We start from the raw sequence: 21,928 nt of genomic DNA, 5'->3' as shown, positions 1-21,928 counted from the left end.
TGCCATGACGACGTTTCATTCGCTTACGGTGGCAAAGGTTGAGCCGGAAACCCGCGATGCGGTGACCATTACGTTCGCCGTCCCGCAAACGCTGCAAAGCGCCTACGCGTTCCGCCCCGGTCAGCATCTGACCCTGAAGGCCAAACTGGCAGGCGAAGAACTCCGCCGCTGTTATTCGATTTGTCGCCGCGCGGTGCCGGGCGAAATCAGCGTGGCAGTGAAGGCCATCGAAGGCGGGCGCTTCTCACGCTATGCCCGGGATGAAATCAAAGCCGGAATGACCCTTGAGGTGATGATCCCCCAGGGCAACTTTGGTTATCAGCCGCAGCCTGAGCGCAGCGGACACTATCTGGCAATCGCCGCAGGTTCCGGAATAACCCCAATGCTGGCGATTGTCGAAACCACATTACAGGCCGAGCCGGACAGCGCGTTCACCGTGATTTACGGCAACCGCAGCAGTCAGAGCATGATGTTCCGCCAGCAGCTGGCCGACCTGAAAGACACGTATCCGACGCGCCTGCAATTGCTGAGTATTTTCAGCCAGGAAACCCTCGACAGCGCGTTGCTGCATGGCCGCATCGACGGTGAAAAACTGCATGCGCTTTCCCGCTCGCTGCTGAATTTCAGCCAGTTTGATGAGGCCTTTATCTGCGGTCCGGCGGCGATGATGGACGACGCTGAAACCGCGCTCATCGCGCTGGGAATGCCGCAAAATGCCATTCACCTCGAGCGCTTCAATACCCCGGGCAGCACCGTGCGCCACGCGTCTAGCGTCCAGGCCGACGGCCAGACCGTCACCCTGCGTCAGGACGGACGTGACCGCGCAATCGTCCTTTCCGCTGATGACGAAAGCATTCTCGACGCCGCGCTGCGTCAGGGCGCGGACTTACCTTACGCCTGCAAAGGTGGGGTATGCGCCACCTGCAAATGCAAAGTGCTGCGCGGTGAAGTGTCTATGGCTACCAACTACAGCCTTGAGCCGGATGAACTGGCGGCAGGTTACGTTCTGAGCTGCCAGTCGCTGCCGGTCACTGCCGACGTGATCGTCGATTTTGATGCGAAGGGGATGGCATGAGCGAATTACTGATTAGCCGCCACGACCGCGTATTGCTGCTGACGCTGAACCGTCCTCAGGCACGCAATGCCCTGAACAACGCGTTATTGACTCAAATTGCCGACGCGCTGGAATCAGCCCAGCAGGACAGCAGCATCGGCGCGGTCATCATCACCGGCAGCGAGCGCGTGTTTGCCGCCGGAGCGGATTTACAGGAGATGGCGGAGAAAGATTTAGCCGCGACGCTGAACGATATTCGCCCGCGCATTTGGGCGCGCATCGACGTCTTCAGCAAACCGCTGATTGCCGCCGTGAACGGTTATGCGCTGGGCGCAGGCTGTGAACTGGCGCTGCTGTGCGATGTGGTGGTGGCGGGCGATAACGCCACGTTTGGACTGCCGGAAATCACTCTCGGCCTGATGCCGGGCGCAGGCGGCACGCAGCGTCTGATCCGCTGCGTGGGCAAATCCTTAGCGACACAAATGGTGCTCACCGGACGCAGCATTGATGCCCCGCGCGCGCAACAGGCGGGGCTGGTGAGTGAAATTTACCCGGTTGGCCTGACCACGGAATACGCCCTCAGCCTGGCGGCTGCGATGGCGAAACACGCTCCGCTGGCGTTGCAGGCCGCCAAACAGGCGCTTCGTCAGTCACAGGAAGTGACGCTCGCTGCCGGACTCGCGCAGGAGCGCCAGCTGTTTACGCTGCTCAGCGCAACTGACGATCGTCGCGAAGGTATCGCCGCGTTTCTCGCCAAACGCCAACCCGAATTCAAAGGACGCTAACGATGGATGCTTTTATTCTCAGTCACGTTGAGCACGGGGTGATGACGCTCACGCTGAATCGTCCGGATCGACTGAACAGCTTTAACGAGGAAATGCACGGGCAGCTCGCCGAGTGCCTGACACAGGCCGAACGCGATGATGCCATTCGTTGCCTGGTCATCACCGGTGCCGGGCGCGGATTTTGCGCCGGACAGGATCTGAACGACCGCAACGTTGACCCGAGCGGCCCGCCACCTGATCTCGGCTATTCGGTGGAAACCTTCTGGAACCCGCTGGTTCGCCGTCTGGCAAAACTACCCAAACCGGTTATCTGTGCGGTGAACGGCGTGGCGGCAGGTGCGGGTGCCACGTTGGCCCTCGGCTGCGACATGGTGATTGCCGCGCGTTCAGCAAATTTCGTGATGGCGTTCAGCAAGCTGGGACTGATTCCGGACTGCGGCGGCACCTGGGTTTTACCGCGAGTGGCGGGGCGTGCACGGGCCATGGGCCTGGCGCTGCTGGGGGACAAACTCAGCGCCGAACAGGCCCAGCAGTGGGGCATGATCTGGCAGGTGGTGGATGACGCACAGCTCAGCGACACCGCCCATCAGATGGCGCGCCACTTCGCCACGCAGCCGACGTATGGCCTCGGACTTATCAAACAGGCGATCAACGCGGCGGAAACCCACGGTCTGGACGCACAGCTCGACCTCGAGCGTGATTACCAGCGCATGGCAGGGCGCAGCGCAGATTATCGCGAAGGCGTCAGCGCCTTCCTTGCCAAACGTCAACCACAGTTCAGCGGGAAATGACCATGAGCCAACAGATTCGAACCGTAGCGGTGATTGGCAGCGGCACCATGGGCGCAGGTATTGCGGAAGTGGCGGCGATGGCCGGGCAACAAGTGCTGCTGCATGACATTTCTGCCGACGCCATGACCCGCGCGATCGACGCGCTGCGTCAGCGTCTGGAGTCCCGGGTCGCACGCGGCAAACTCAGCGCCGACGCCTGCGAACGCGGTCTGGCGCGCATTGTGCCGGTGACGGACATCGCCGCGCTGGCGGCAGCCGACTTAGTGATTGAAGCGGCCGCTGAAAATCTCGACGTCAAAAAAGCGTTGTTTGCACAGCTGGGTGAAATCTGCCCGGCGCATACGCTGCTGACCAGCAACACCTCATCCATTTCGATTACCGCGATTGCGGCGGGCGTGACGCACCCGGAGCGGGTGGCGGGGCTGCATTTCTTCAACCCGGCACCGGTAATGAAACTGGTGGAAGTTGTAAGCGGTGTGGCGACGTCCACCGAAGTGGTGACGCAACTTAGCCAGTGCGTGCTGGCCTGGGGCAAACAGCCGGTTCAGTGCCACTCCACGCCAGGTTTTATCGTCAACCGCGTGGCGCGTCCGTTCTATGCCGAAGCCTGGCGCGCGCTGGAAGAGCAGGTTGCCGCCCCGGAAGCGATTGATACCGCGCTCCGTGAAGCGGGCGGTTTCCCGATGGGGCCGCTGGCGCTTACCGATTTGATTGGTCAGGACGTGAATTTCGCCGTGACCTGTTCAGTGTTTAACGCTTTCTGGCAGGAACGTCGTTTTCTGCCGTCGCTGGTGCAGCAGGAGCTGGTGCTGGCGGGGCGCTACGGTAAAAAAAGTGGGCAGGGCGTTTATCCCTGGCCGCAGGGGGCCGCCGAGCCTGCGTTTTATCCGCCAGTACCTGTGCATCGTCAGGCATCCAGCGTGCAAAAAGAACGTGACGTTGTCACGCTTGATAATCTGCTGTTGATGGAAACTACCGGTGAAACCGCTCAGGCCGCGGCCACGCGCACTCACCAGCCGGTGGTGATGATGGACCGCAGTGAGGGCGCGGTAGTGGTGATTGCCGCCGCGCCGGGCAACCGTCTGGAAGCCACGGAAAAAGCCATTTACTGGTTGCAGCAACAAGGCAAAAAAGTGCTGCTGGTCGCTGATTATCCGGGGCTGCTGGTGTGGCGTACCGTGGCGATGCTGGTCAACGAAGCGCTGGACGCCCTGCAAAAAGGCGTCGCCAGCGAAGAAGATATCAACACCGCCATGCGTCTGGGCGTGAATTACCCGCGCGGCCCGCTCCAGTGGGGTGAACAGCTCGGCTGGCAGCGCGTGCTGGCGCTGCTGGAAAACCTGCAACGTCATTACGGCGAAGAACGCTATCGCCCTTGTTCCCTGCTGCGCCAGCGTGCGCTTCTGGAGAGTAGCTATGAGTCATAACGACGCCTGGCATAACGCCCGCGTGATGTACGAACGCGACACCTGCGCTCAGGCGCTGGGAATCGACATTATCGAGATGGGCGAAGGCTTCGCGGTGCTGACCATGACTGTCACCGCCAACATGCTCAACGGCCATCAAACCTGCCACGGCGGGCAGCTTTTCTCGCTGGCGGATACCGCATTCGCCTACGCCTGCAACAGCCAGGGGCTGGCGGCGGTGGCATCGGGCTGCAACATCGACTTTCTGCGTCCGGGCTTTGCCGGGGATAAACTCACCGCCACCGCGCGCGTGATGCATCAGGGCAAATTGACCGGCGTGTATGACATTGAAATCGTAAACCAACAACAAAAAGCTGTGGCCCTGTTTCGCGGTAAATCACACCGCATCGGTGGCAGCGTAACGGGAGAAGCCTGATGCGTGACGCATTTATCTGTGACGGCGTGAGAACGCCGGTGGGGCGCTACGGCGGTGGACTTGCCGGTATTCGCGCCGACGATTTGGGCGCGGTGCCGCTGCGGGCGCTGCTCGACAGGCATCCGCAGTTGGATGCTGAACGTATCGACGATGTGATTTTCGGCTGTGCCAACCAGGCCGGGGAAGATAACCGCAACGTGGCACGCATGGCGTCGCTTTTGGCGGGCCTCCCGCAGACGGTCTCCGGCACCACCATCAACCGTTTATGCGGTTCCGGACTGGATGCGATTGGCTTTGCTGCCCGCGCTATCCGTTCCGGCGATGCGGATTTACTGATTGCCGGTGGCGTGGAGTCCATGTCCCGTGCGCCATTTGTGATGGGCAAGGCCACCACGCCGTTCCAGCGTCAGGCTGAAATGTTCGACACCACGATCGGCTGGCGTTTTGTGAACCCGCTCATGCAGCAGCATTTTGGTACTGACAGCATGCCCGAAACGGCAGAGAATGTAGCTGAATTGTTAAAAATTAGCCGTACCGATCAGGATGTGTTCGCCTGGCGCAGTCAGCAGCGCACTGCGATCGCTCAGCAAAACGGCATTCTGGCTGAAGAAATAGTTCCGGTCAGCGTAAAAGGCAAAAAGGGCGCGTTGACCGAAGTGACGCAGGATGAGCATCCGCGAGCGGAAACCACGCTCGAACAACTCGCCGCCTTGAAAACGCCGTTTCGCAGCAACGGGGTCATCACTGCCGGTAACGCTTCAGGCGTCAACGACGGGGCGGCGGCACTGATTATCGCCAGCGCGGAAATGGCCGCACGTCAGGGATTAACCCCGCGAGCGCGTATTGTGGCGATGGCCACCGCGGGCGTCGAGCCACGTCTGATGGGGCTTGGCCCGGTGCCTGCCACCCGCAAAGTGCTGGAGCGCGCGGGGCTGAGTATCAACGATATGGACGTCATCGAGCTGAATGAGGCGTTCGCCGCCCAGGCGCTCGGTGTCATGAGACAGTTGGGGCTCCCGGACGATGCCCCGCATGTAAATCCCAACGGTGGTGCCATCGCGTTAGGCCATCCGTTAGGCATGAGTGGTGCCCGACTGGCGCTGGCCGCCAGCAATGAACTGCACCGTCGCGGAGGGCGTTACGCCCTGTGCACGATGTGTATCGGTGTGGGTCAGGGCATTGCCATGATCCTGGAGCGCGTGTGAGCTGATTAACCTGCGAGTACCCTACAATGACAACAACAAAATTAGAATCGATTGAAACCGCGTCCGTTGACGAACTGCAGGCTTTACAGACCCAACGCCTGAAGTGGACGCTGAAACATGCTTACGATAATGTGCCGATGTACCGCCGTAAATTTGACGCGGCGGGTGTTCACCCTGACGACTTCAACGAGCTGAGCGATATCCGTAAATTCCCGTGCACCACCAAGCAGGATTTACGCGATAACTACCCGTTCGACACATTTGCCGTGCCGATGGAACAGGTGGTGCGTATTCACGCTTCTTCTGGCACCACCGGTAAACCGACGGTGGTGGGATATACGCAAAACGATATTGATACCTGGGCCAATCTGGTTGCCCGTTCCCTGCGTGCGGCAGGCGGCAGCGCGAAAGACAAGATCCATGTTGCCTACGGCTACGGCCTGTTTACTGGCGGGCTGGGTGCGCATTACGGCGCAGAGCGTCTGGGCGCGACGGTGATCCCGATGTCCGGCGGTCAAACCGAAAAACAGGCGCAGCTGATTCGTGATTTCAAGCCTGACATGATTATGGTTACGCCGTCCTACTGCCTGAATCTGATTGAAGAACTGGAGCGCCAGATGGGCGGCGATGCCAGCACATGCAGCCTGCGCGTTGGCGTGTTTGGCGCCGAACCGTGGACCATGGCGATGCGCAAAGAAATTGAACGACGTCTGGGTATTTCCGCGCTGGATATTTACGGCCTGTCAGAAGTGATGGGCCCGGGCGTGGCGATGGAATGTCTGGAAACGTCCGACGGCCCGACCATCTGGGAAGATCACTTCTACCCGGAAATCGTTAATCCGATCGACGGCACGCCGCTGGACGACGGTCAGCAGGGCGAACTGCTGTTCACCACATTGACCAAAGAAGCGCTGCCAGTGATTCGCTATCGCACCCGCGATCTGACCCGACTATTGCCGGGCACCGCGCGCACCATGCGCCGTATGGACCGCATCAGCGGGCGCAGCGACGATATGCTGATCATTCGCGGTGTCAACGTCTTCCCGTCACAGCTGGAAGAGGAAATCGTTAAATTTGAGCATTTGTCGCCGCACTATCAGCTGGAAGTGAACCGTCGCGGGCATCTGGACTCGCTGTCGATCAAAGTCGAGCTGAAAGAGAGTAGCCTGACGTTATCGCATGAGCAGCGCTGCCAGGTGTGCCATCAGCTGCGCCACCGCATCAAATCAATGGTTGGGATTTCTACCGACGTGACTATCGTTAACTGCGGCAGTATTCCGCGCTCCGAAGGCAAAGCGTGTCGCGTGTTTGACCTGCGGAAACTGGCGGCAAACGGTTAAGTCTGTGATGCCCGGTGGCGCAAGCTTACCGGGCCTACTGCCTGAGCGATTGTAGGCCGGGCAACCATTCCTGTCGGGGTGAGGGTAAAATAATCTGTGCTATGATTCATCCAGGACAAAAATCACAACAGAATGAATCAGATGAGTAAACTTGATCTCTTTATCCAGCAGGCCGTTGCGGCCGTGCCGGTCAGCGGAACCTCTTTAATCTCCTCCCTTTACGGGGATGCGTTATCCCATCGTGGCGGCGAAATTTGGCTCGGGAGCCTGACGGCGCTGCTCGAAGGCCTCGGCTTTGGCGATCGCTTTGTTCGCACCTCGTTATTCCGACTCAACAAAGAGGGCTGGCTTGACGTCTCGCGTATCGGACGGCGCAGCTTTTACCGTTTGAGTGACAAAGGGCTGCGTCTGACCCGACGCGCTGAGAGCAAAATTTACCGGGCTGAACCGCCCGCGTGGGACGGCACCTGGCTACTGTTGCTGTCGGAAGGGCTGGATAAAAACACGCTCACCGATGTGAAAAAACAGCTGATTTGGCAGGGCTTCGGCACGCTGGCCCCGAGCCTGATGGCCTCTCCCTCGCAAAAACTGGCGGACGTTCAGGCGCTACTGCATGAGGCGGGCGTGGCAGAAAATGTCATATGTTTTGAGGCCCGCTCCCCGCTGGCGACCTCCGTCAGCGCATTGCGTGCGCGGGTGGAAGAGTGCTGGCAGCTCACCGAACAAAACCAGATGTATGAAAATTTCATCAATACCTTCCGACCGTTGCTGCCGCTACTGCGGGATGCGGCTCCGGGCGAACTGACGCCGGAACGCTGCTTCGCGATCCAGCTGCTGGCGATTCACTTGTACCGCCGGGTGATCCTCAAAGATCCGCTGTTGCCTGAAGAGCTGCTGCCCGCACACTGGGCCGGACAGGCCGCTCGTCAGCTGTGCATCAACATTTATCAGAGCGTGGCAGCTGGCGCCCTGGCGTGGGTGAGCGAGAAGGGCGAAACCTCCGTCGGCCCGCTGCCACAGCCCGCGTCGCCGTTTTATCAGCGCTTTGGTGGGCTGAATCTTAAATAAGGAGTGTGACCATGCCGGTTTATCAAATTGATGGCTTAACGCCCGTGGTGCCTGAAGAGAGCTACGTCCATCCGACGGCGGTACTTATTGGCGACGTTATCCTCGGGAAAGGCGTTTACGTCGGGCCGAATGCCAGCCTGCGCGGCGATTTCGGGCGAATCGTGGTCAAAGACGGGGCCAATATTCAGGACAACTGCGTCATGCACGGTTTCCCGGAGCAGGACACCGTGGTCGAAGAGGACGGGCATATCGGACACAGCGCAATCCTGCACGGCTGCGTTATTCGTCGTAACGCGCTGGTCGGAATGAACGCGGTCATCATGGACGGGGCGGTCATCGGCGAAAACAGCATTGTGGGTGCCGCGGCGTTTGTGAAAGCGAAGGCTGAAATGCCCGCTAATTATTTGATTGTTGGCAGCCCGGCAAAGGCCATTCGTGCACTGAGCGCCGATGAAATGGAATGGAAGAAACGCGGCACGCGTGAATATCAGGTGCTGGTTGAGCGTTGCAAACTAACGATGCATCAGGTCGAGCCGCTGCGTGAAGTCGAAGAGGGTCGTCAGCGTCTGACGTTTGACGAAAATCTGCGCCCGAAATCGGCAAAATAACTCAATTTAGCCCTCTTCTCGCGAAGAGGGCTAAAACGGGTGCTTTTGGCATCCGCGCCTGTCCGTCAGACGCGGGGATCACTCCCCGCGTTTGTCAGTCACTTCCTCGATTCGTAAGCGAGAACCGCTCTGATTTCCATACCGCGCTCCTTGACGCTCAGCTCAAATAACGTTTCGCGGACCATCAGCGTGAACCCCAGTACTGTGCAGCACAGCACTACGATCGCCACCAGGGCATACTTTGTCAGCATGTTATTGCCTCCATGCTCGATTGGGACTAACATCCAACGTGCTAGGTTTGGATTGTTAGTCCCCAGGTTGATAGAAATATCTCCTGGGGCTTTTACTTTCCAGCACCTGCACGAACGACCTGTCCAATGCCTGAGCCAGAAAGCCTCAAGCACCCGCCGCCATTCTATGAGCTTCTCTTTATTGTCAAAGCCTGATGTGTTGTTTTCCCGAGCACGCTCGTAAAACGTTTTCTATGGGTGCGTTATGGGTGTCTGGAAGAAAGGAATGAGGATATTTTCAGCATGGGGAAACGTAAAAACCCTCTCACCGGGCGGCGAGAGGGGAAATCTTTTATGCAGCAACCAGGCTGTTGATTGCGGCTTTGGCATCGGTCTGCGCTTTGGCCGCAACTTCCGGACCGTAAGCTACGCCTTCAGCGAACACGAAGTTCACGTCGGTGATGCCGATGAAGCCCAGGAACAGCTTCATGTACGGAGCCAGCAGGTCGGTTGGGGTATCTTTATGGATACCGCCACGGCTGGACACAACCACCGCACGTTTGCCCGTGACCAGGCCTTCTGGACCGTTTTCGGTGTAACGGAAGGTCACACCGGCACGCGCGACCAGGTCAAAATAGTTTTTCAACTGAGTCGGGATGTTGAAGTTATACATCGGCGCGGCGATAACAATAACGTCGTGCGCCTGCAACTCAGCGATCAGCTCGTCAGACAGCGCCAGCGCTTCTTGCTGACGTGGAGAAAGCGGCGCATCGCTCGGACGCAGCGCGCCAACCAGTTCGCCATCCAGCACCGGGATTGGCTGTGCAGCCAGGTCACGAACGGTGATTTGGTCTGCCGGATGTTTTTCAGCCCACTGATCAACAAAATAGTCAGTCAGCTGACCAGACTGAGAGTACCCTGCCAGAATACTGGATTTGAGAACTAAAACTTTGCTCATGGGTGTTTCCTTTTATGAGATTGACGGGCCTGTGCCCAGTTGCTTGATGACATGCTATTCACAATCCTGTCGCAGGGATAGCGCAATATATCGAAGTCTTCGTTCAAATTTATTGATGAAAGAAAGGGCGGCTGCGATGTGGTACTCTAACACTAATGAAAACAGAGACATTTTTCCGGCAGTGCGCTGCCCGATAACGCTATGACAGAACAACACAAAATGACCTTTTCGCAGCTTCATCAACAGCTCGACGGCCTGATGCTGCGTGATAAAACCCGCTTCGCCCGCCGTCTGCATGGCGTGAAGAAGGTTAAAAATCCTGAATCACAACAGGCCATTATGCAGGAGATGGCGAAAGAGATTTCACAGGCAGCGGGTAAAGTTCTGCTGCGTGAAGCGGCTCGCCCGGCGATAACCTACCCAGAAAACCTGCCCGTCAGTCAGAAAAAGCAGGATATCTACAACGCTATTCGCGACCATCAGGTGGTGATTGTGGCGGGGGAAACCGGCTCGGGGAAAACCACCCAGCTGCCGAAAATCTGCATGGAGCTGGGTCGCGGCGTTAAAGGGCTGATCGGTCATACTCAGCCGCGTCGTCTGGCGGCGCGCACCGTGGCCAACCGTATTGCCGAAGAGCTGCAAACGGAGCCGGGCGGTTGCATCGGTTACAAGGTCCGCTTCAGCGATCATGTCAGCGACAACACCATGGTCAAGCTGATGACCGACGGTATTCTGCTGGCGGAAATCCAGCAGGACCGGCTGCTGATGCAGTACGACACCATCATTATCGATGAAGCGCACGAACGCAGCCTGAACATCGATTTTCTGCTCGGCTATTTCCGCGAACTGCTGCCTAAGCGTCCGGATCTGAAAATCATCATCACGTCGGCGACCATCGATCCGGAACGTTTCTCAAAACATTTCAATAACGCGCCCATCATCGAAGTGTCTGGCCGAACCTTCCCGGTCGACGTGCGCTATCGTCCGATTGTTGAAGATGCCGATGATACCGAGCGCGATCAGTTGCAGGCGATTTTCGATGCGGTTGACGAACTGGGGCAGGAGAGTCCGGGCGATATCCTGATTTTCATGAGCGGCGAGCGCGAAATCCGTGACACCGCCGATGCGCTCAGTAAGCGCGACCTGCGCCATACTGAAATTCTGCCGCTGTACGCCCGCTTATCAAACAGCGAGCAAAACCGCGTGTTCCAGTCACACAGCGGACGGCGTATCGTGCTGGCGACCAACGTCGCGGAAACGTCGCTGACTGTACCGGGGATCAAGTACGTCATTGACCCGGGCACCGCGCGTATCAGCCGTTACAGCTATCGCACCAAAGTGCAGCGTTTGCCGATTGAGCCGGTTTCTCAGGCGTCGGCGAATCAGCGTAAGGGCCGCTGCGGACGCGTCTCGGAAGGCATCTGTATTCGTCTCTATTCGGAAGATGATTTCCTGTCGCGTCCAGAATTTACCGATCCGGAAATTCTTCGTACCAACCTGGCGTCGGTCATTTTGCAGATGACCGCCCTGGGGCTCGGTGATATTGGCGCTTTCCCGTTCGTGGAAGCGCCGGATAAACGCAATATTCAGGACGGCGTGCGCCTGCTGGAAGAGCTGGGCGCGATAACCACCGACGAACAGCAGACCGTATACAAACTCACGCCGATGGGCCGCCAGCTGTCGCAGCTGCCGGTGGATCCGCGTCTGGCGCGTATGGTGCTCGAGGCGCAGAAACACGGCTGCGTGCGTGAGGCGATGATCATCACCTCGGCGCTGTCGATTCAGGATCCGCGTGAACGTCCAATGGACAAGCAGCAGGCTTCTGACGAAAAACACCGCCGTTTCCATGACAAAGAGTCCGACTTCCTGGCGTTCGTGAATCTGTGGAATTATATCGGCGAGCAGCAAAAAGCGCTGTCGTCGAATCAATTCCGCCGCCTTTGCCGCACTGAATTTCTCAACTATCTGCGTGTACGCGAATGGCAGGACATCTACACCCAGCTGCGTCAGGTGGTGAAAGAGCTTGGCATTCCGGTGAACAGCGAACCGGCAGAGTACCGTGAAATTCATGTTGCCTTGCTGACCGGGCTGCTCTCGCACATCGGTATGAAAGACGCTGATAAACAGGAATTTACCGGCGCGCGCAACGCCCGTTTCTCGATCTTCCCGGGTTCCGGATTATTCAAAAAGCCGCCGAAATGGACGATGGTCGCCGAACTGGTTGAAACCAGCCGCTTGTGGGGCCGCATTGCCGCGCGCATCGATCCGGAATGGGTCGAGCCTGTCGCGCAGCATTTAATCAAACGTTCCTACAGCGAACCGCATTGGGAGCGCTCGCAAGGCGCGGTGATGGCCACCGAAAAAGTGACTGTCTACGGCTTGCCGATTGTCGCCGCCCGCAAGGTCAACTATAGCCAGATTGACCCGGCGCTGTGCCGTGAGCTGTTTATTCGCCACGCGATGGTGGAGGGCGACTGGCAAACGCGTCACGCCTTCTTCCGCGAAAACCTCAAACTGCGCAACGAAATTGAAGAACTTGAACATAAATCCCGTCGCCGCGACATTCTGGTAGACGATGAATCCCTGTTCGAGTTTTACGACCAGCGCATCAGCCATGACGTGATTTCCGCCCGCCATTTCGATAACTGGTGGAAACTGGCCAGTCGCGAAACGCCTGATTTGCTCAACTTTGAAAAAAGTATGCTGATTAAGGAAGGGGCCGATGACGTCAGCAAACTCGACTATCCGAACTTCTGGCATCAGGGCAACCTCAAGCTGCGCCTGAGCTACCAGTTTGAGCCGGGCGCGGATGCCGACGGCGTGACGGTGCATATTCCGTTGCCGTTGCTCAATCAGGTCGAAGAATCCGGGTTCGAGTGGCAAATCCCTGGCCTGCGCCGCGAGCTATTAATCGCGCTGATTAAATCGCTGCCGAAACCGGTGCGCCGGAACTTTGTGCCCGCGCCGAATTACGCCGAAGCGCTGTTGGGCCGCATGACGCCGCTGGAGCTGCCGCTGCTGGATTCGATGGAGCGCGAGCTGCGCCGGATGAGCGGTGTGACGATTGACCGCGACGACTGGCACTGGGATCAGGTGCCCGATCACCTGAAAATGACCTTCCGCGTCATTGACGACAAAAACAAGAAACTTCAGGAAGGTCGAGACCTGACGGCGCTGAAAGATGCATTAAAAGGCAAAGTTCAGGAAACGCTGTCTGCGGTAGCGGACGACGGTATCGAACAGAGCGGGTTGCATCTCTGGAGCTTTGGTTCGCTGCCTGAAAGCTATGAGCAGAAGCGCGGCAATTACAAAATGAAGGCCTGGCCTGCGCTGGTGGACGAACGCGACAGCGTGGCCATCAAACTGTTTGATAATCCGCTGGAACAGCAGCAGGCGATGTGGCGTGGTCTGCGCCGTTTACTGCTGCTGAATATTCCGTCGCCGATTAAGTATTTGCACGAGAAGCTGCCGAACAAAGCCAAGCTGGGCCTGTACTTTAACCCGTACGGTAAAGTGCTGGATTTGATTGACGACTGTATTTCCTGCGGCGTCGACAAACTCATCCACGAGGCTGGTGGTCCGGTGTGGACCGAAGAGAACTATGCGGCGCTGCATGAGAAAGTCCGCGCGGAGCTCAACGACACGGTGGTGGAAATTGCCAAACAGGTCGAACAGATCCTGACGGCGGTATTCAATATCAACAAACGCCTGAAAGGACGCGTGGATATGACGATGGCGCTGGGTCTCTCTGACGTGAAAGCGCAGATGACCGGGCTGGTGTATCGCGGATTTGTCACCGGCAACGGCTTTAAGCGTCTTGGCGATACGTTGCGTTATCTCAACGCGATTGAGAAACGACTGGAAAAATTAGCCATCGATCCACATCGGGATCGTGCGCAGATGCTGAAAGTCGAAAGCGTGCAGCAGGCCTGGCAGCAGTGGTTGAATAAGCTGCCGCCGTCGCGTCGTAATGATGACGACGTGCTGGAAATTCGCTGGATGATTGAGGAACTGCGGGTGAGCTATTTTGCGCAACAGTTGGGCACGCCGTATCCGATTTCTGATAAACGGATATTGCAGGCGATGGAGCAGATTACGGCGTAGTCCTCTGCGGGCTGATGCCCTCTCCCTAACCCTCTCCCACAGGGAGAGGGAACCGATATTTTCTCCCTCAGGGAGGCGCGATGAACCTTTTTTTTCTCCCTTTCCCTGAGGGAGAGGGTTGGGGGGAGGGGGGACAGCCACTCTTTAGCTAAACTCTCAATGCTTCACCCATGCCAGCGTAAAACCATCCCAGCCTTTCAGGCCCACGGTTTGCAGCGCTGTACAGGTCAGGCGCGGGTTGTTCCCCATCAGCTCAATAAACTTCCGCACGCCCTGAACGCTTTTGTCTTTGCTCTCCGGATGAGTCACCTCACCTTCGCGTACCACGTTATCGCCGATAATCAGCGTTCCGGGGCGGGAAAACTTCAGCGCCCATTCCAGATAATGCGGATTATTCGGTTTATCCGCGTCGATAAATATCAGGTCAAAAAGCGTGTCCGGCTCAAAGACCGCCAGCGAATCAAGCGCCGGGCCTTCGATGACGTCGACCTTATTCGCCACGCCCGCCAGTTGTAGGTTCTGCTGGGCAACCTGTGCGTGATGCGAACTGAACTCCAGCGTAATCAGCTTGCCGTCATCGGGCAATTCCCGCGCCATCCACACGGTGCTGTAGCCGCCGAGCGTGCCAATTTCCAGTACCCGTCGGGCCCCCGTCATGCGTACAAACAGCGCCAGCAGCTGGCCCTGGTTCGCCGCCACATCAATGGCGGGCAAACCTTCTCGCTGGTTATTTTCCAGTATTTTTTCAAGCACGGGGTCTGCCGGAAGGAGTTGCTCAATCAGATAGTTATCGACTTCAGACCACAATTTTTGCATTCCTGAACCTCATGTTAAGCGTCAGCCTGACAGAAAAGACCCGCCGCCTCCCAGCGACCGGGAAAGGGAGATTTGTGCCAACAGCAGAGTGTTTTTTACCTGCACCACGCTCAGCTGATTTAAGAATAGCGCCTGCTGGGCAATAACTCGCTTTAGGAGTGATCTCCTGTCATCCTCCGCTCAGGACGTTACTCTGTGGAATGACTCACGAAAGTAGGGAGTATTATGCTGACCACCTTTCCAAATCTGAACGAAACGACTTTGCAAGCTGCTAACCGCGTAGGTGAATGGCTGGCGCAGAACGATTTTCCCACGCCACCGGTCAACGTCGACGCTGATCTGGTGGTGCTGGCGGGCAATGCGGTGATGCCAACTATTGACGCCGCCTGCCGTCTGGCGGCAGAAAACCGCACGTTGTTGATAAGCGGAGGGATCGGCCATTCCACCACCTTCCTGTACGCCGCGGTGGCCCGTCACCCGCGTTATAACGCCCTGCGTACCACCGGCTGCGCCGAAGCGTCAATTCTCGCGGAAATTGCACATCAGCACTGGAACATTCCGCAGGAGCGCATTGTGGTGGAACAGCGCTCCACCAACTGTGGGGAGAATGCCCGCTTTACGCGAGACATCATGGCAGAGCGTGGTATCCGCTGCCATTCCGGAATTGTGGTGCAGGACCCGACCATGCAGCGCCGCACCATGGCGACGTTTGCGCACGTCTGGCAGGACGACGCGAATGCCCCGCAGTGGCGCAGCTATCCGGGCTATTTGCCGGTGCTGTGCAACGGGAATCACGGTCTGACCTTCGCCGAAGAAGCGCATAACGTCTGGCCGGTGGAGCGTTATCTCTCCTTATTACTGGGCGAACTGCCGCGTATTCATGATGATGAAAACGGCTACGGGCCGCGCGGGAAAGGGTTTATCGCGCACGTTGATATGCCTGACGACGTGCTCGACGCATGGCGCGTTTTACGTGAAGACGCGCTGCTGCGCGAGGCGTTGTCGAGCCGTTCCCTGCTGTAACTCCCTCCTGTTGATGCCCGTTTGCGACAAAAAATCCGCAAACGGGCATTCGTTGTTATCGGGTTGTTGACGCTGAATCGCGTTCAGCGGCTTACTTTTATGAGATGTCTCACAAAAACAGGATCATAGGGTTGGGCTTTGTGCCGTGAACTCCCGATATTTAACAATATATTTACTTGTTAAAAACGATGCATTCACAGGAGCAGCACATGACAGCACCCGTACAACACCCTATGTATATCGACGGTCAGTTTGTGTCCTGGCAGGGCGACGCCTGGATTGACGTGGTCAATCCCTCAACCGAGGCGCTGATTTCGCGCATTCCTGACGGTTCCGCCAAAGAGGCGCAGCAGGCCATCGACGCAGCGGAACGGGCGCAGCCTGCCTGGGAAGCGCTGCCGGCCATCCAGCGTGCGGGCTGGCTGCGTAAAATTGCGGCGGGGATTCGCGAACGTGCTGAAGAAATCAGCGCGCTGATTGTCGCGGAAGGCGGCAAAATTCAGCAGCTGGCGGAAGTCGAAGTGGCGTTCACCGCCGACTATCTCGAGTACATGTCAGAATGGGCGCGCCGTTACGAAGGTGAAATTTTGCAAAGCGACCGTCCGGGCGAAAACATCTTCGTGTTCAAACGCGCGCTGGGCGTTACCACTGGCATTCTGCCGTGGAACTTCCCGTTCTTCCTGATTGCCCGCAAGCTGGCTCCGGCGCTGATCACCGGCAATACCATCGTTATTAAGCCGAGCGAATTTACCCCGAACAACGCCATTGCGTTCGCAAAAATTGTCCATGAGATTGGCCTGCCAAAAGGCGTCTTTAACCTGGTTCTGGGCCGGGGCGAAACCGTGGGCCAGGAGCTGGCAGGCAACCCGAAAGTGGCGATGGTCAGCATGACCGGTAGCGTCGGCGCGGGTGAAAAAATCATGATCGCTGCGGCGAAGAATATCACCAAAGTGTGCCTGGAACTGGGCGGCAAAGCTCCGGCGATTGTGCTCGACGATGCCGATCTGGAACTGGCAGTGAAAGCGATTGTCGATTCCCGCGTCATTAATACCGGGCAGGTGTGTAACTGCGCCGAACGCGTGTACGTGCAGAAAGGCATTTACGACCGTTTCGTCAATCGCCTGGGTGAAGCGATGAAAGCGGTGCAGTTCGGTGATCCGGCGCAGCGCACTGATATCGCGATGGGTCCGCTGATCAACGCTGCCGCGCTGGAACGTGTAGAGCAGAAAGTGGCGAAAGCGGTTGAGCAGGGCGCGAAAGTGGTTATCGGTGGCAAAGCGGTGGAAGGCAAAGGCTATTTCTACCCGCCGACGCTGCTGCTCGACGTGCGTCACGGCATGACCATCATGCATGAAGAAACCTTCGGTCCGGTGCTGCCAGTGGTGGTGTTCGACACGCTGGAAGACGCGCTGAAGATGGCCAACGACAGCGAATACGGCCTGACGTCGTCGGTTTACACCCAGGATTTGAACAAAGCGATGAAAGCCATTAAAGGGCTGAAATTCGGCGAAACCTACATCAACCGCGAAAACTTTGAAGCGATGCAGGGCTTCCACGCGGGCTGGCGTAAATCCGGGATTGGCGGCGCCGATGGGCGTCACGGGCTGGAAGAATACCTGCAAACTCAGGTGGTGTATCTGCAATCCTGATGGCTGATGCGAGACAAAAGGGCCCGATGCGGGCCCTTTTTTATGAGCACCCCTGTGCAGCCCAATCGCTTCTGTGCTACATATTTTCACTCTATTCCTTGGCGGTGAGGTGTCTGTGACTGAGAAAGTGAATGCGCAATGTCACTGCGGTGCAGTGAAGTTTACGGTCGAACTGTCGGACGGGTTTAACACCATCAGGCGCTGTAACTGTTCATTTTGTCGAATGCGTGGCGCGGTGGTGGTGTCGGCGCCGTTGTCCGGCATTCAGGTGACGGAAGGGAAAGATAAGCTGACGGAGTACCGCTTCAATACCCGCACTGCAGCGCACTATTTTTGCTCGGTGTGCGGCATTTACACCTTCCATCAACGGCGTTCTAACCCGCAACAGTACGGGGTAAACGTGGCCTGCATCGAAGACGTTTCGCCGTTTGATTTTACCGACGTGACGGTGTCGAACGGGATACATCATCCGTCCGACGGCGGGGGCGGCGTGGCGGGGATCCTGACGTATACCCCGACAGCTAAAAACTAATGGGATTACGCTCGGTAAGCGAATTATTCAAAGCAGGGCATGAGGCGATACGCATGCCCTGAAATATTACACCTTCGTTTCTATCCAGTTCATCATCAGCTCGGGCCAGACCGACACCGGCAGGCCCTGAGCGTCACGAATACCGAATCCGTGTTTCCCTTGCTCGAACAGATGCATTTCCACCGGCACGCCGAGTTGGCGCAGGGCGCTGAACATCACCACGCTGTTTTCCACTTTGACCGACGGGTCGTCCACCGCGTGCAGCAGAAACGTCGGCGGCGTTTGCACGCTGGCGCGCTGTTCGAGGGAATAATGGCGGATTTGCTGTTCGTCCGGGCTGTTGCCAATCAGTTCCTCCCGCGAGCCAGGGTGATCGATGTTTGCCACCATAGTGATAACCGGATACACCAGCGCCATAAATGCCGGGCGAGCGGAAAGGGCATCGACCTCATCCGCCGGGTCGTACACCACTTCATCGAAACGGGTGCCGAGACTGGCGGCCGCGTGTCCTCCGGCGGAAAAGCCCATGACTCCGAGCTTATCGGCATCCAGCCGCCAGCGATGTGCATTGGCCCGCAGCGTCCGCATCGCGCGCTGTACGTCTGCCAGCGGCGCGTTGGCACCTTCCGCATGACCGTCGCCCGGCAGGCGATAGGTCATCACAAACAGCGTATAGCCGCGCGCGTTGAAAAATGGGGCCAGCGCGCTGCCTTCTTTATCTAACACCACGCGTCGATACGAGCCGCCCGGCGTCACCAGGATACCGACGCCGTTCGGTTCGGCCGGGGAGTAAACCGTTATCTGCGGGGCGCGCACGCCGATGACCGAACGATCCCAGGCCGACGGGCCGGTATGCTGTTCCTCGAGCACTAACTGCGCCGGGCTTTGACCCGCGCCGGGCGCATCGCCCTGCGGCCAGACGGAAAAGCTGGCAGCCTTGCGTGAGGCTTCAGCCATCAGTTGCAGAAGTTCATTCGGATTGAATGTCGACATGTCCACTCTCGCTTAGGGTAAAACACTGTTTTAGCACAGGGTGGGAAAGCGGTCAGGGTGAAGGGGGAAATGTGTGAGGCGGATGGGCGTGCCATCCGCCGTAGGGCTTACAGCTTAACGAATTTTTCCAGCACGCGAATAAGCTGGGTGACGAAGCCATATTCGTTATCGTACCAGGAGACGGTTTTCACCAGCTGCAAATCGCCGACTTCGGTGATTTCGGTCTGAGTGGCGTCAAACACCGAGCCAAAATGGCTGCCAATCACATCGGAAGACACTATTTCTTCGTCGGTATAGCCGAAAGAATCATTGTCGTGGGTGGCTTTTTTCAACGCCGTGTTCACCTCATCTTCGGTGACTTTTTTACCCAGAATCGACACCAGTTCGGTGACGGAGCCGGTTTTCACCGGAACGCGCTGGGCGTGGCCTTTGAGTTTCCCTTTCAGTTCCGGAATCACCAGCCCGATAGCCTTTGCCGCTCCGGTGGTGTGCGGAATGATGTTTTCTGCCGCGGCGCGTGAGGCGCGTAAATCTTTGCCGCGCGGGCCATCAACCAGCGCCTGGGTGCCGGTGTAAGCGTGAATGGTGGTCATGGTGCCGACTTTGATTTCAAACGCGTCGTGCAGCGCTTTCGCCATCGGTGCGAGGCAGTTGGTGGTGCAAGACGCCACGGAAATAATGGTGTCGTTGCCGTCCAGCGTATCGTCGTTGACGTTAAAAACGATGGTTTTCATGTCGCCCGCTGGGGCTGAAATCAGCACTTTTTTGGCTCCGGCCTGAATGTGCGCCTGGGCTTTATCGGTGGCGGTATAGAACCCGGTACATTCGACGACGTACTCGACGCCCGCTGATTTCCAGGGAATATTTTTGGCGTCTTTCTCCGCGTAGACGGCGATTTTTTTACCGTCGACGATCAGCGCATCGTCGGTGTGATCGACGCTCCAGGGGAACGGGCCATAGTTGGAATCGTGCTTCAGCAAATACGCCAGCACGTGCGGCGAGGTCAGATCGTTAATCGCCACCACTTCCTGTGCGCTTTTCACTTCCAGCATGCGGCGTAACACCAGGCGTCCAATGCGTCCAAAACCATTAATGCCTACTTTGCTCATCTTTTTCTCCTTCGGAGGTTATCTCACGATGCGATAAAACTCCTCCAGGCTTAGACCAGTCGGTCCATTTGAGCAACTGAACATCTTTCAGGCGCGGCTAACGGTTTGAAAATCTATACAGAAAAGTTAATGAATTTTTAAAGCAGGGCCGCTATGTTAGCTCTCTCACAGTTTTTCCGGGAATAATAACGATGCGAGATAAATACTCGAGCCTGCAAATTGGCATTCACTGGCTGGTGTTTCTGCTGGTGATCGGGGCGTACTGCGCGATGGAGTTAAAAGGCTTCTTTCCACGCACGTATCGCCCGTATTTCAATATGGTGCATGTCTCCTGCGGGATTTCGATTCTGGTGTTGATGGTGGCGCGATTGCTGGTGCGCCTGAAGCATAAAGCGCCACCGATTGTGCCGAAACCCAAACCGTGGATGACCGGCATGGCGCATCTGGCCCATCTGGTTATTTATCTGCTGTTCATTATTCTGCCGATTATCGGGCTGGTGATGATGTACAACCGCGGCAACCCTTGGATTGCGTTTGGCATCACCATGCCGCACGCCGCAGAGGCGAATTTTGATTTGGCGGATAACCTGAAGGAATACCACGTGTGGCTGGCGAATTTCGGCTATTACGTGATTGGTCTGCACGCGCTGGCGGCGCTGATGCATCATTATTTCTGGAAGGACAATACGCTGCTGCGGATGATGCCGCGTAAGAAGTAAGGCATTTATGCCGGGTGGCGCTGCGCTTACCCGGCCTACCTTTTCCCGTAATTCCCGTGTTTCCCGGATTCCCCGTCTTTCTCGTAGGCCCGCGCAAACGAAGTGCCGCCGGGCAACGTATTAATGTCCCGGCATGGATTTCCGAATGGCGCTCAATAGCGTCTGGGCTCCGGTCGACAGCGGCGAATCCACCCGCGTTAATATTCCAATCGGTTCACCCGCACCCTGCGTAGGCACCGGTAACGCGACCAGCGTGCCATGTCGTAAATCGTCTTTCACCGCACCGGAAGGCACAAACCACACATAGTCAAAATCCACTGTCAGCTGGCGCGACAAAGACGCTGACAGCGTTTCGATACAGCCGGGGGGGATTTTACAGCCCTGGCTCAGCACCAGCGCTTCGGCGTTTTGCCGCGGCACCGTGCCTTTGGGCGACACTACCACCGGCCACTCCATCACTTTGCTCAGGGTGACCGTTTCCTGCAACAGCGGGTGATTCGGACGCACCACCAGTTTCAGTGATTCAAGAAACAGCAGTTCGTAATTCAGGCCGCTCATCAGGTCCGGGTCCGACATGCGGCCAATGCCTAAATCGATTTCAGCGGATTTCAGCCCCGCCAGCAGCATGGTGTTATTCATGGTGGCAACCTGCAGCGTTATGTCTTTTTGCTGTTTGTGGAATTCACCAATCACTGCCGGAAGAATACCCAGCGCGGCGGTCGGCAGGGCGCCGATACGCACCACGTCGCCACCGAGCCCCTCTTTGCGATTCAGCGCCTGACCGGCAGTATTCAGCGCATCAAGCACTTTTACCGCGTGAGTCAAAAACTGTTCCCCGACCAGCGTCAGCTGAGCGCCCATACGACCCCGGTCAAAAAGGCGGGTGCCGGTGAGCTGTTCCAGTTCGTTGAGGGTTTTCGACAGCGCGGGTTGACTGAGGTTAAGCGTTTCCGCCGCACGGCCCAGCGTGCCCTGTTGAGCGACGGCGACAAACGTATGCAAATGGCGCAAACGAATGCGCTGACTGAAGAGACCATTTTTTTCCATAACCGGATGTTAAAGAGTGTGCGGGGCGGGTATCAAGGGAACTTGTTGGGATTTG

General features: G+C 57.4%; 20 protein-coding genes and 1 pseudogene. 14 read left to right on the top strand and 7 right to left on the bottom strand.

All coding sequences use genetic code 11. The features are described from left to right. The first annotated feature begins 4 nt into the window (after nt 1–4). The 9 genes from paaE (at nt 5) to paaY (ending at nt 8,693) form a co-directional block, all read left to right on the top strand. Nucleotides 5–1,075, top strand: coding sequence for a 1,2-phenylacetyl-CoA epoxidase subunit PaaE (paaE, locus tag A8O29_RS12310; protein WP_125355047.1), 1,071 nt, complete (start codon nt 5–7; stop codon nt 1,073–1,075). Beyond that, nucleotides 1,072–1,839, top strand: coding sequence for a 2,3-dehydroadipyl-CoA hydratase PaaF (paaF, locus tag A8O29_RS12305; RefSeq protein WP_125355048.1), 768 nt, complete (start codon nt 1,072–1,074; stop codon nt 1,837–1,839). Before paaE ends, paaF begins: the two co-directional genes overlap by 4 nt. Before the next feature lie 2 nt (nt 1,840–1,841). After that, nucleotides 1,842–2,630 (top strand): 2-(1,2-epoxy-1,2-dihydrophenyl)acetyl-CoA isomerase PaaG, encoded by a 789-nt coding sequence (gene paaG / locus A8O29_RS12300; RefSeq protein WP_125355049.1) that lies wholly within the window; start codon nt 1,842–1,844, stop codon nt 2,628–2,630. 2 nt (nt 2,631–2,632) lie between these two features. Then, nucleotides 2,633–4,057 (top strand): 3-hydroxyacyl-CoA dehydrogenase, encoded by a 1,425-nt coding sequence (locus A8O29_RS12295; RefSeq protein WP_125355050.1) that lies wholly within the window; start codon nt 2,633–2,635, stop codon nt 4,055–4,057. Continuing rightward, nucleotides 4,047–4,472 (top strand): hydroxyphenylacetyl-CoA thioesterase PaaI, encoded by a 426-nt coding sequence (paaI, locus tag A8O29_RS12290; RefSeq protein ID WP_125355051.1) that lies wholly within the window; start codon nt 4,047–4,049, stop codon nt 4,470–4,472. Before A8O29_RS12295 ends, paaI begins: the two co-directional genes overlap by 11 nt. Then, entirely contained in the window at nt 4,472–5,677 is a 1,206-nt protein-coding gene (gene pcaF, locus A8O29_RS12285; protein ID WP_125355052.1) for a 3-oxoadipyl-CoA thiolase, read from the top strand. The genes paaI and pcaF overlap by 1 nt, the downstream gene beginning before the upstream one ends. Nucleotides 5,678–5,703: 26 nt before the next feature. Next, entirely contained in the window at nt 5,704–7,017 is a 1,314-nt protein-coding gene (gene paaK, locus A8O29_RS12280; protein ID WP_125355053.1) for a phenylacetate--CoA ligase PaaK, read from the top strand. A gap of 132 nt (nt 7,018–7,149) precedes the next feature. Continuing rightward, entirely contained in the window at nt 7,150–8,085 is a 936-nt protein-coding gene (gene paaX / locus A8O29_RS12275; RefSeq protein ID WP_125355054.1) for a phenylacetic acid degradation operon negative regulatory protein PaaX, read from the top strand. Nucleotides 8,086–8,096: 11 nt separating this feature from the next. Then, nucleotides 8,097–8,693 (top strand): phenylacetic acid degradation protein PaaY, encoded by a 597-nt coding sequence (gene paaY, locus A8O29_RS12270; RefSeq protein WP_125355055.1) that lies wholly within the window; start codon nt 8,097–8,099, stop codon nt 8,691–8,693. A gap of 98 nt (nt 8,694–8,791) precedes the next feature. On the opposite strand, the gene A8O29_RS12265 is transcribed toward paaY, so the two are convergent. Together A8O29_RS12265 and azoR are read right to left on the bottom strand one after the other, a co-directional pair. Further along, nucleotides 8,792–8,944, bottom strand: a complete 153-nt coding sequence (locus A8O29_RS12265; protein WP_125355056.1) for a Hok/Gef family protein — start codon at nt 8,942–8,944, stop codon at nt 8,792–8,794. 331 nt (nt 8,945–9,275) lie between these two features. Further along, nucleotides 9,276–9,881 (bottom strand): FMN-dependent NADH-azoreductase, encoded by a 606-nt coding sequence (gene azoR / locus A8O29_RS12260; RefSeq protein WP_125355057.1) that lies wholly within the window; start codon nt 9,879–9,881, stop codon nt 9,276–9,278. A 201-nt stretch (nt 9,882–10,082) separates the two neighbouring features. Between azoR and hrpA the strand changes: the two genes are divergently transcribed. After that, nucleotides 10,083–13,985 carry an ATP-dependent RNA helicase HrpA gene (gene hrpA / locus A8O29_RS12255; protein WP_125355058.1) on the top strand — a complete coding sequence of 1,301 codons (3,903 nt, stop codon included), beginning with the start codon at nt 10,083–10,085 and terminating at the stop codon, nt 13,983–13,985. A gap of 156 nt (nt 13,986–14,141) precedes the next feature. On the opposite strand, the gene A8O29_RS12250 is transcribed toward hrpA, so the two are convergent. Together A8O29_RS12250 and A8O29_RS22745 are read right to left on the bottom strand one after the other, a co-directional pair. Next, nucleotides 14,142–14,801: an O-methyltransferase gene (locus tag A8O29_RS12250; RefSeq protein ID WP_125352209.1), complete on the bottom strand. Its 660-nt coding sequence runs from the start codon at nt 14,799–14,801 to the stop codon at nt 14,142–14,144. Nucleotides 14,802–14,822: 21 nt separating this feature from the next. Next, nucleotides 14,823–14,942 (bottom strand): annotated as a pseudogene (locus tag A8O29_RS22745) (hypothetical protein); the annotation flags it as partial. 84 nt (nt 14,943–15,026) lie between these two features. Between A8O29_RS22745 and A8O29_RS12245 the strand changes: the two are divergent. From A8O29_RS12245 to A8O29_RS12235, 3 genes are all read left to right on the top strand, one after another. Further along, nucleotides 15,027–15,824, top strand: coding sequence for a YdcF family protein (locus tag A8O29_RS12245; RefSeq protein WP_125352211.1), 798 nt, complete (start codon nt 15,027–15,029; stop codon nt 15,822–15,824). 209 nt (nt 15,825–16,033) lie between these two features. Continuing rightward, nucleotides 16,034–17,473 (top strand): aldehyde dehydrogenase, encoded by a 1,440-nt coding sequence (gene aldA, locus A8O29_RS12240; protein ID WP_125352213.1) that lies wholly within the window; start codon nt 16,034–16,036, stop codon nt 17,471–17,473. 115 nt (nt 17,474–17,588) lie between these two features. Next, a complete protein-coding gene (locus A8O29_RS12235; RefSeq protein WP_125352215.1) occupies nt 17,589–18,005 on the top strand; it encodes a GFA family protein in 417 nt (138 codons plus the stop codon). A gap of 66 nt (nt 18,006–18,071) precedes the next feature. Here the strand turns inward: A8O29_RS12235 and A8O29_RS12230 are convergent, their stop codons facing one another. Both A8O29_RS12230 and gap read right to left on the bottom strand, forming a co-directional pair. Continuing rightward, entirely contained in the window at nt 18,072–18,998 is a 927-nt protein-coding gene (locus A8O29_RS12230) for an alpha/beta hydrolase (RefSeq protein WP_125352217.1), read from the bottom strand. 107 nt (nt 18,999–19,105) lie between these two features. Next, nucleotides 19,106–20,107, bottom strand: coding sequence for a type I glyceraldehyde-3-phosphate dehydrogenase (gene gap / locus A8O29_RS12225; protein WP_159465336.1), 1,002 nt, complete (start codon nt 20,105–20,107; stop codon nt 19,106–19,108). 191 nt (nt 20,108–20,298) lie between these two features. Here gap and cybB point away from each other — a divergent pair, with 191 nt between their 5' ends. Continuing rightward, the gene (gene cybB, locus A8O29_RS12220; protein ID WP_125352218.1) at nt 20,299–20,826 is read left to right on the top strand and encodes a cytochrome b561; all 528 of its coding nucleotides are present in this window, start codon (nt 20,299–20,301) and stop codon (nt 20,824–20,826) included. 120 nt (nt 20,827–20,946) lie between these two features. Here cybB and A8O29_RS12215 read toward each other — a convergent pair whose 3' ends face one another. Next, entirely contained in the window at nt 20,947–21,873 is a 927-nt protein-coding gene (locus A8O29_RS12215; RefSeq protein WP_110508077.1) for a LysR substrate-binding domain-containing protein, read from the bottom strand. Nucleotides 21,874–21,928 lie beyond the last annotated feature (55 nt).

Origin of the sequence: Scandinavium goeteborgense (genome assembly GCF_003935895.2) — a bacterium.
GTDB lineage: Bacteria > Pseudomonadota > Gammaproteobacteria > Enterobacterales > Enterobacteriaceae > Scandinavium > Scandinavium goeteborgense.
This window is presented reverse-complemented; position numbering and strand designations above follow the sequence as displayed.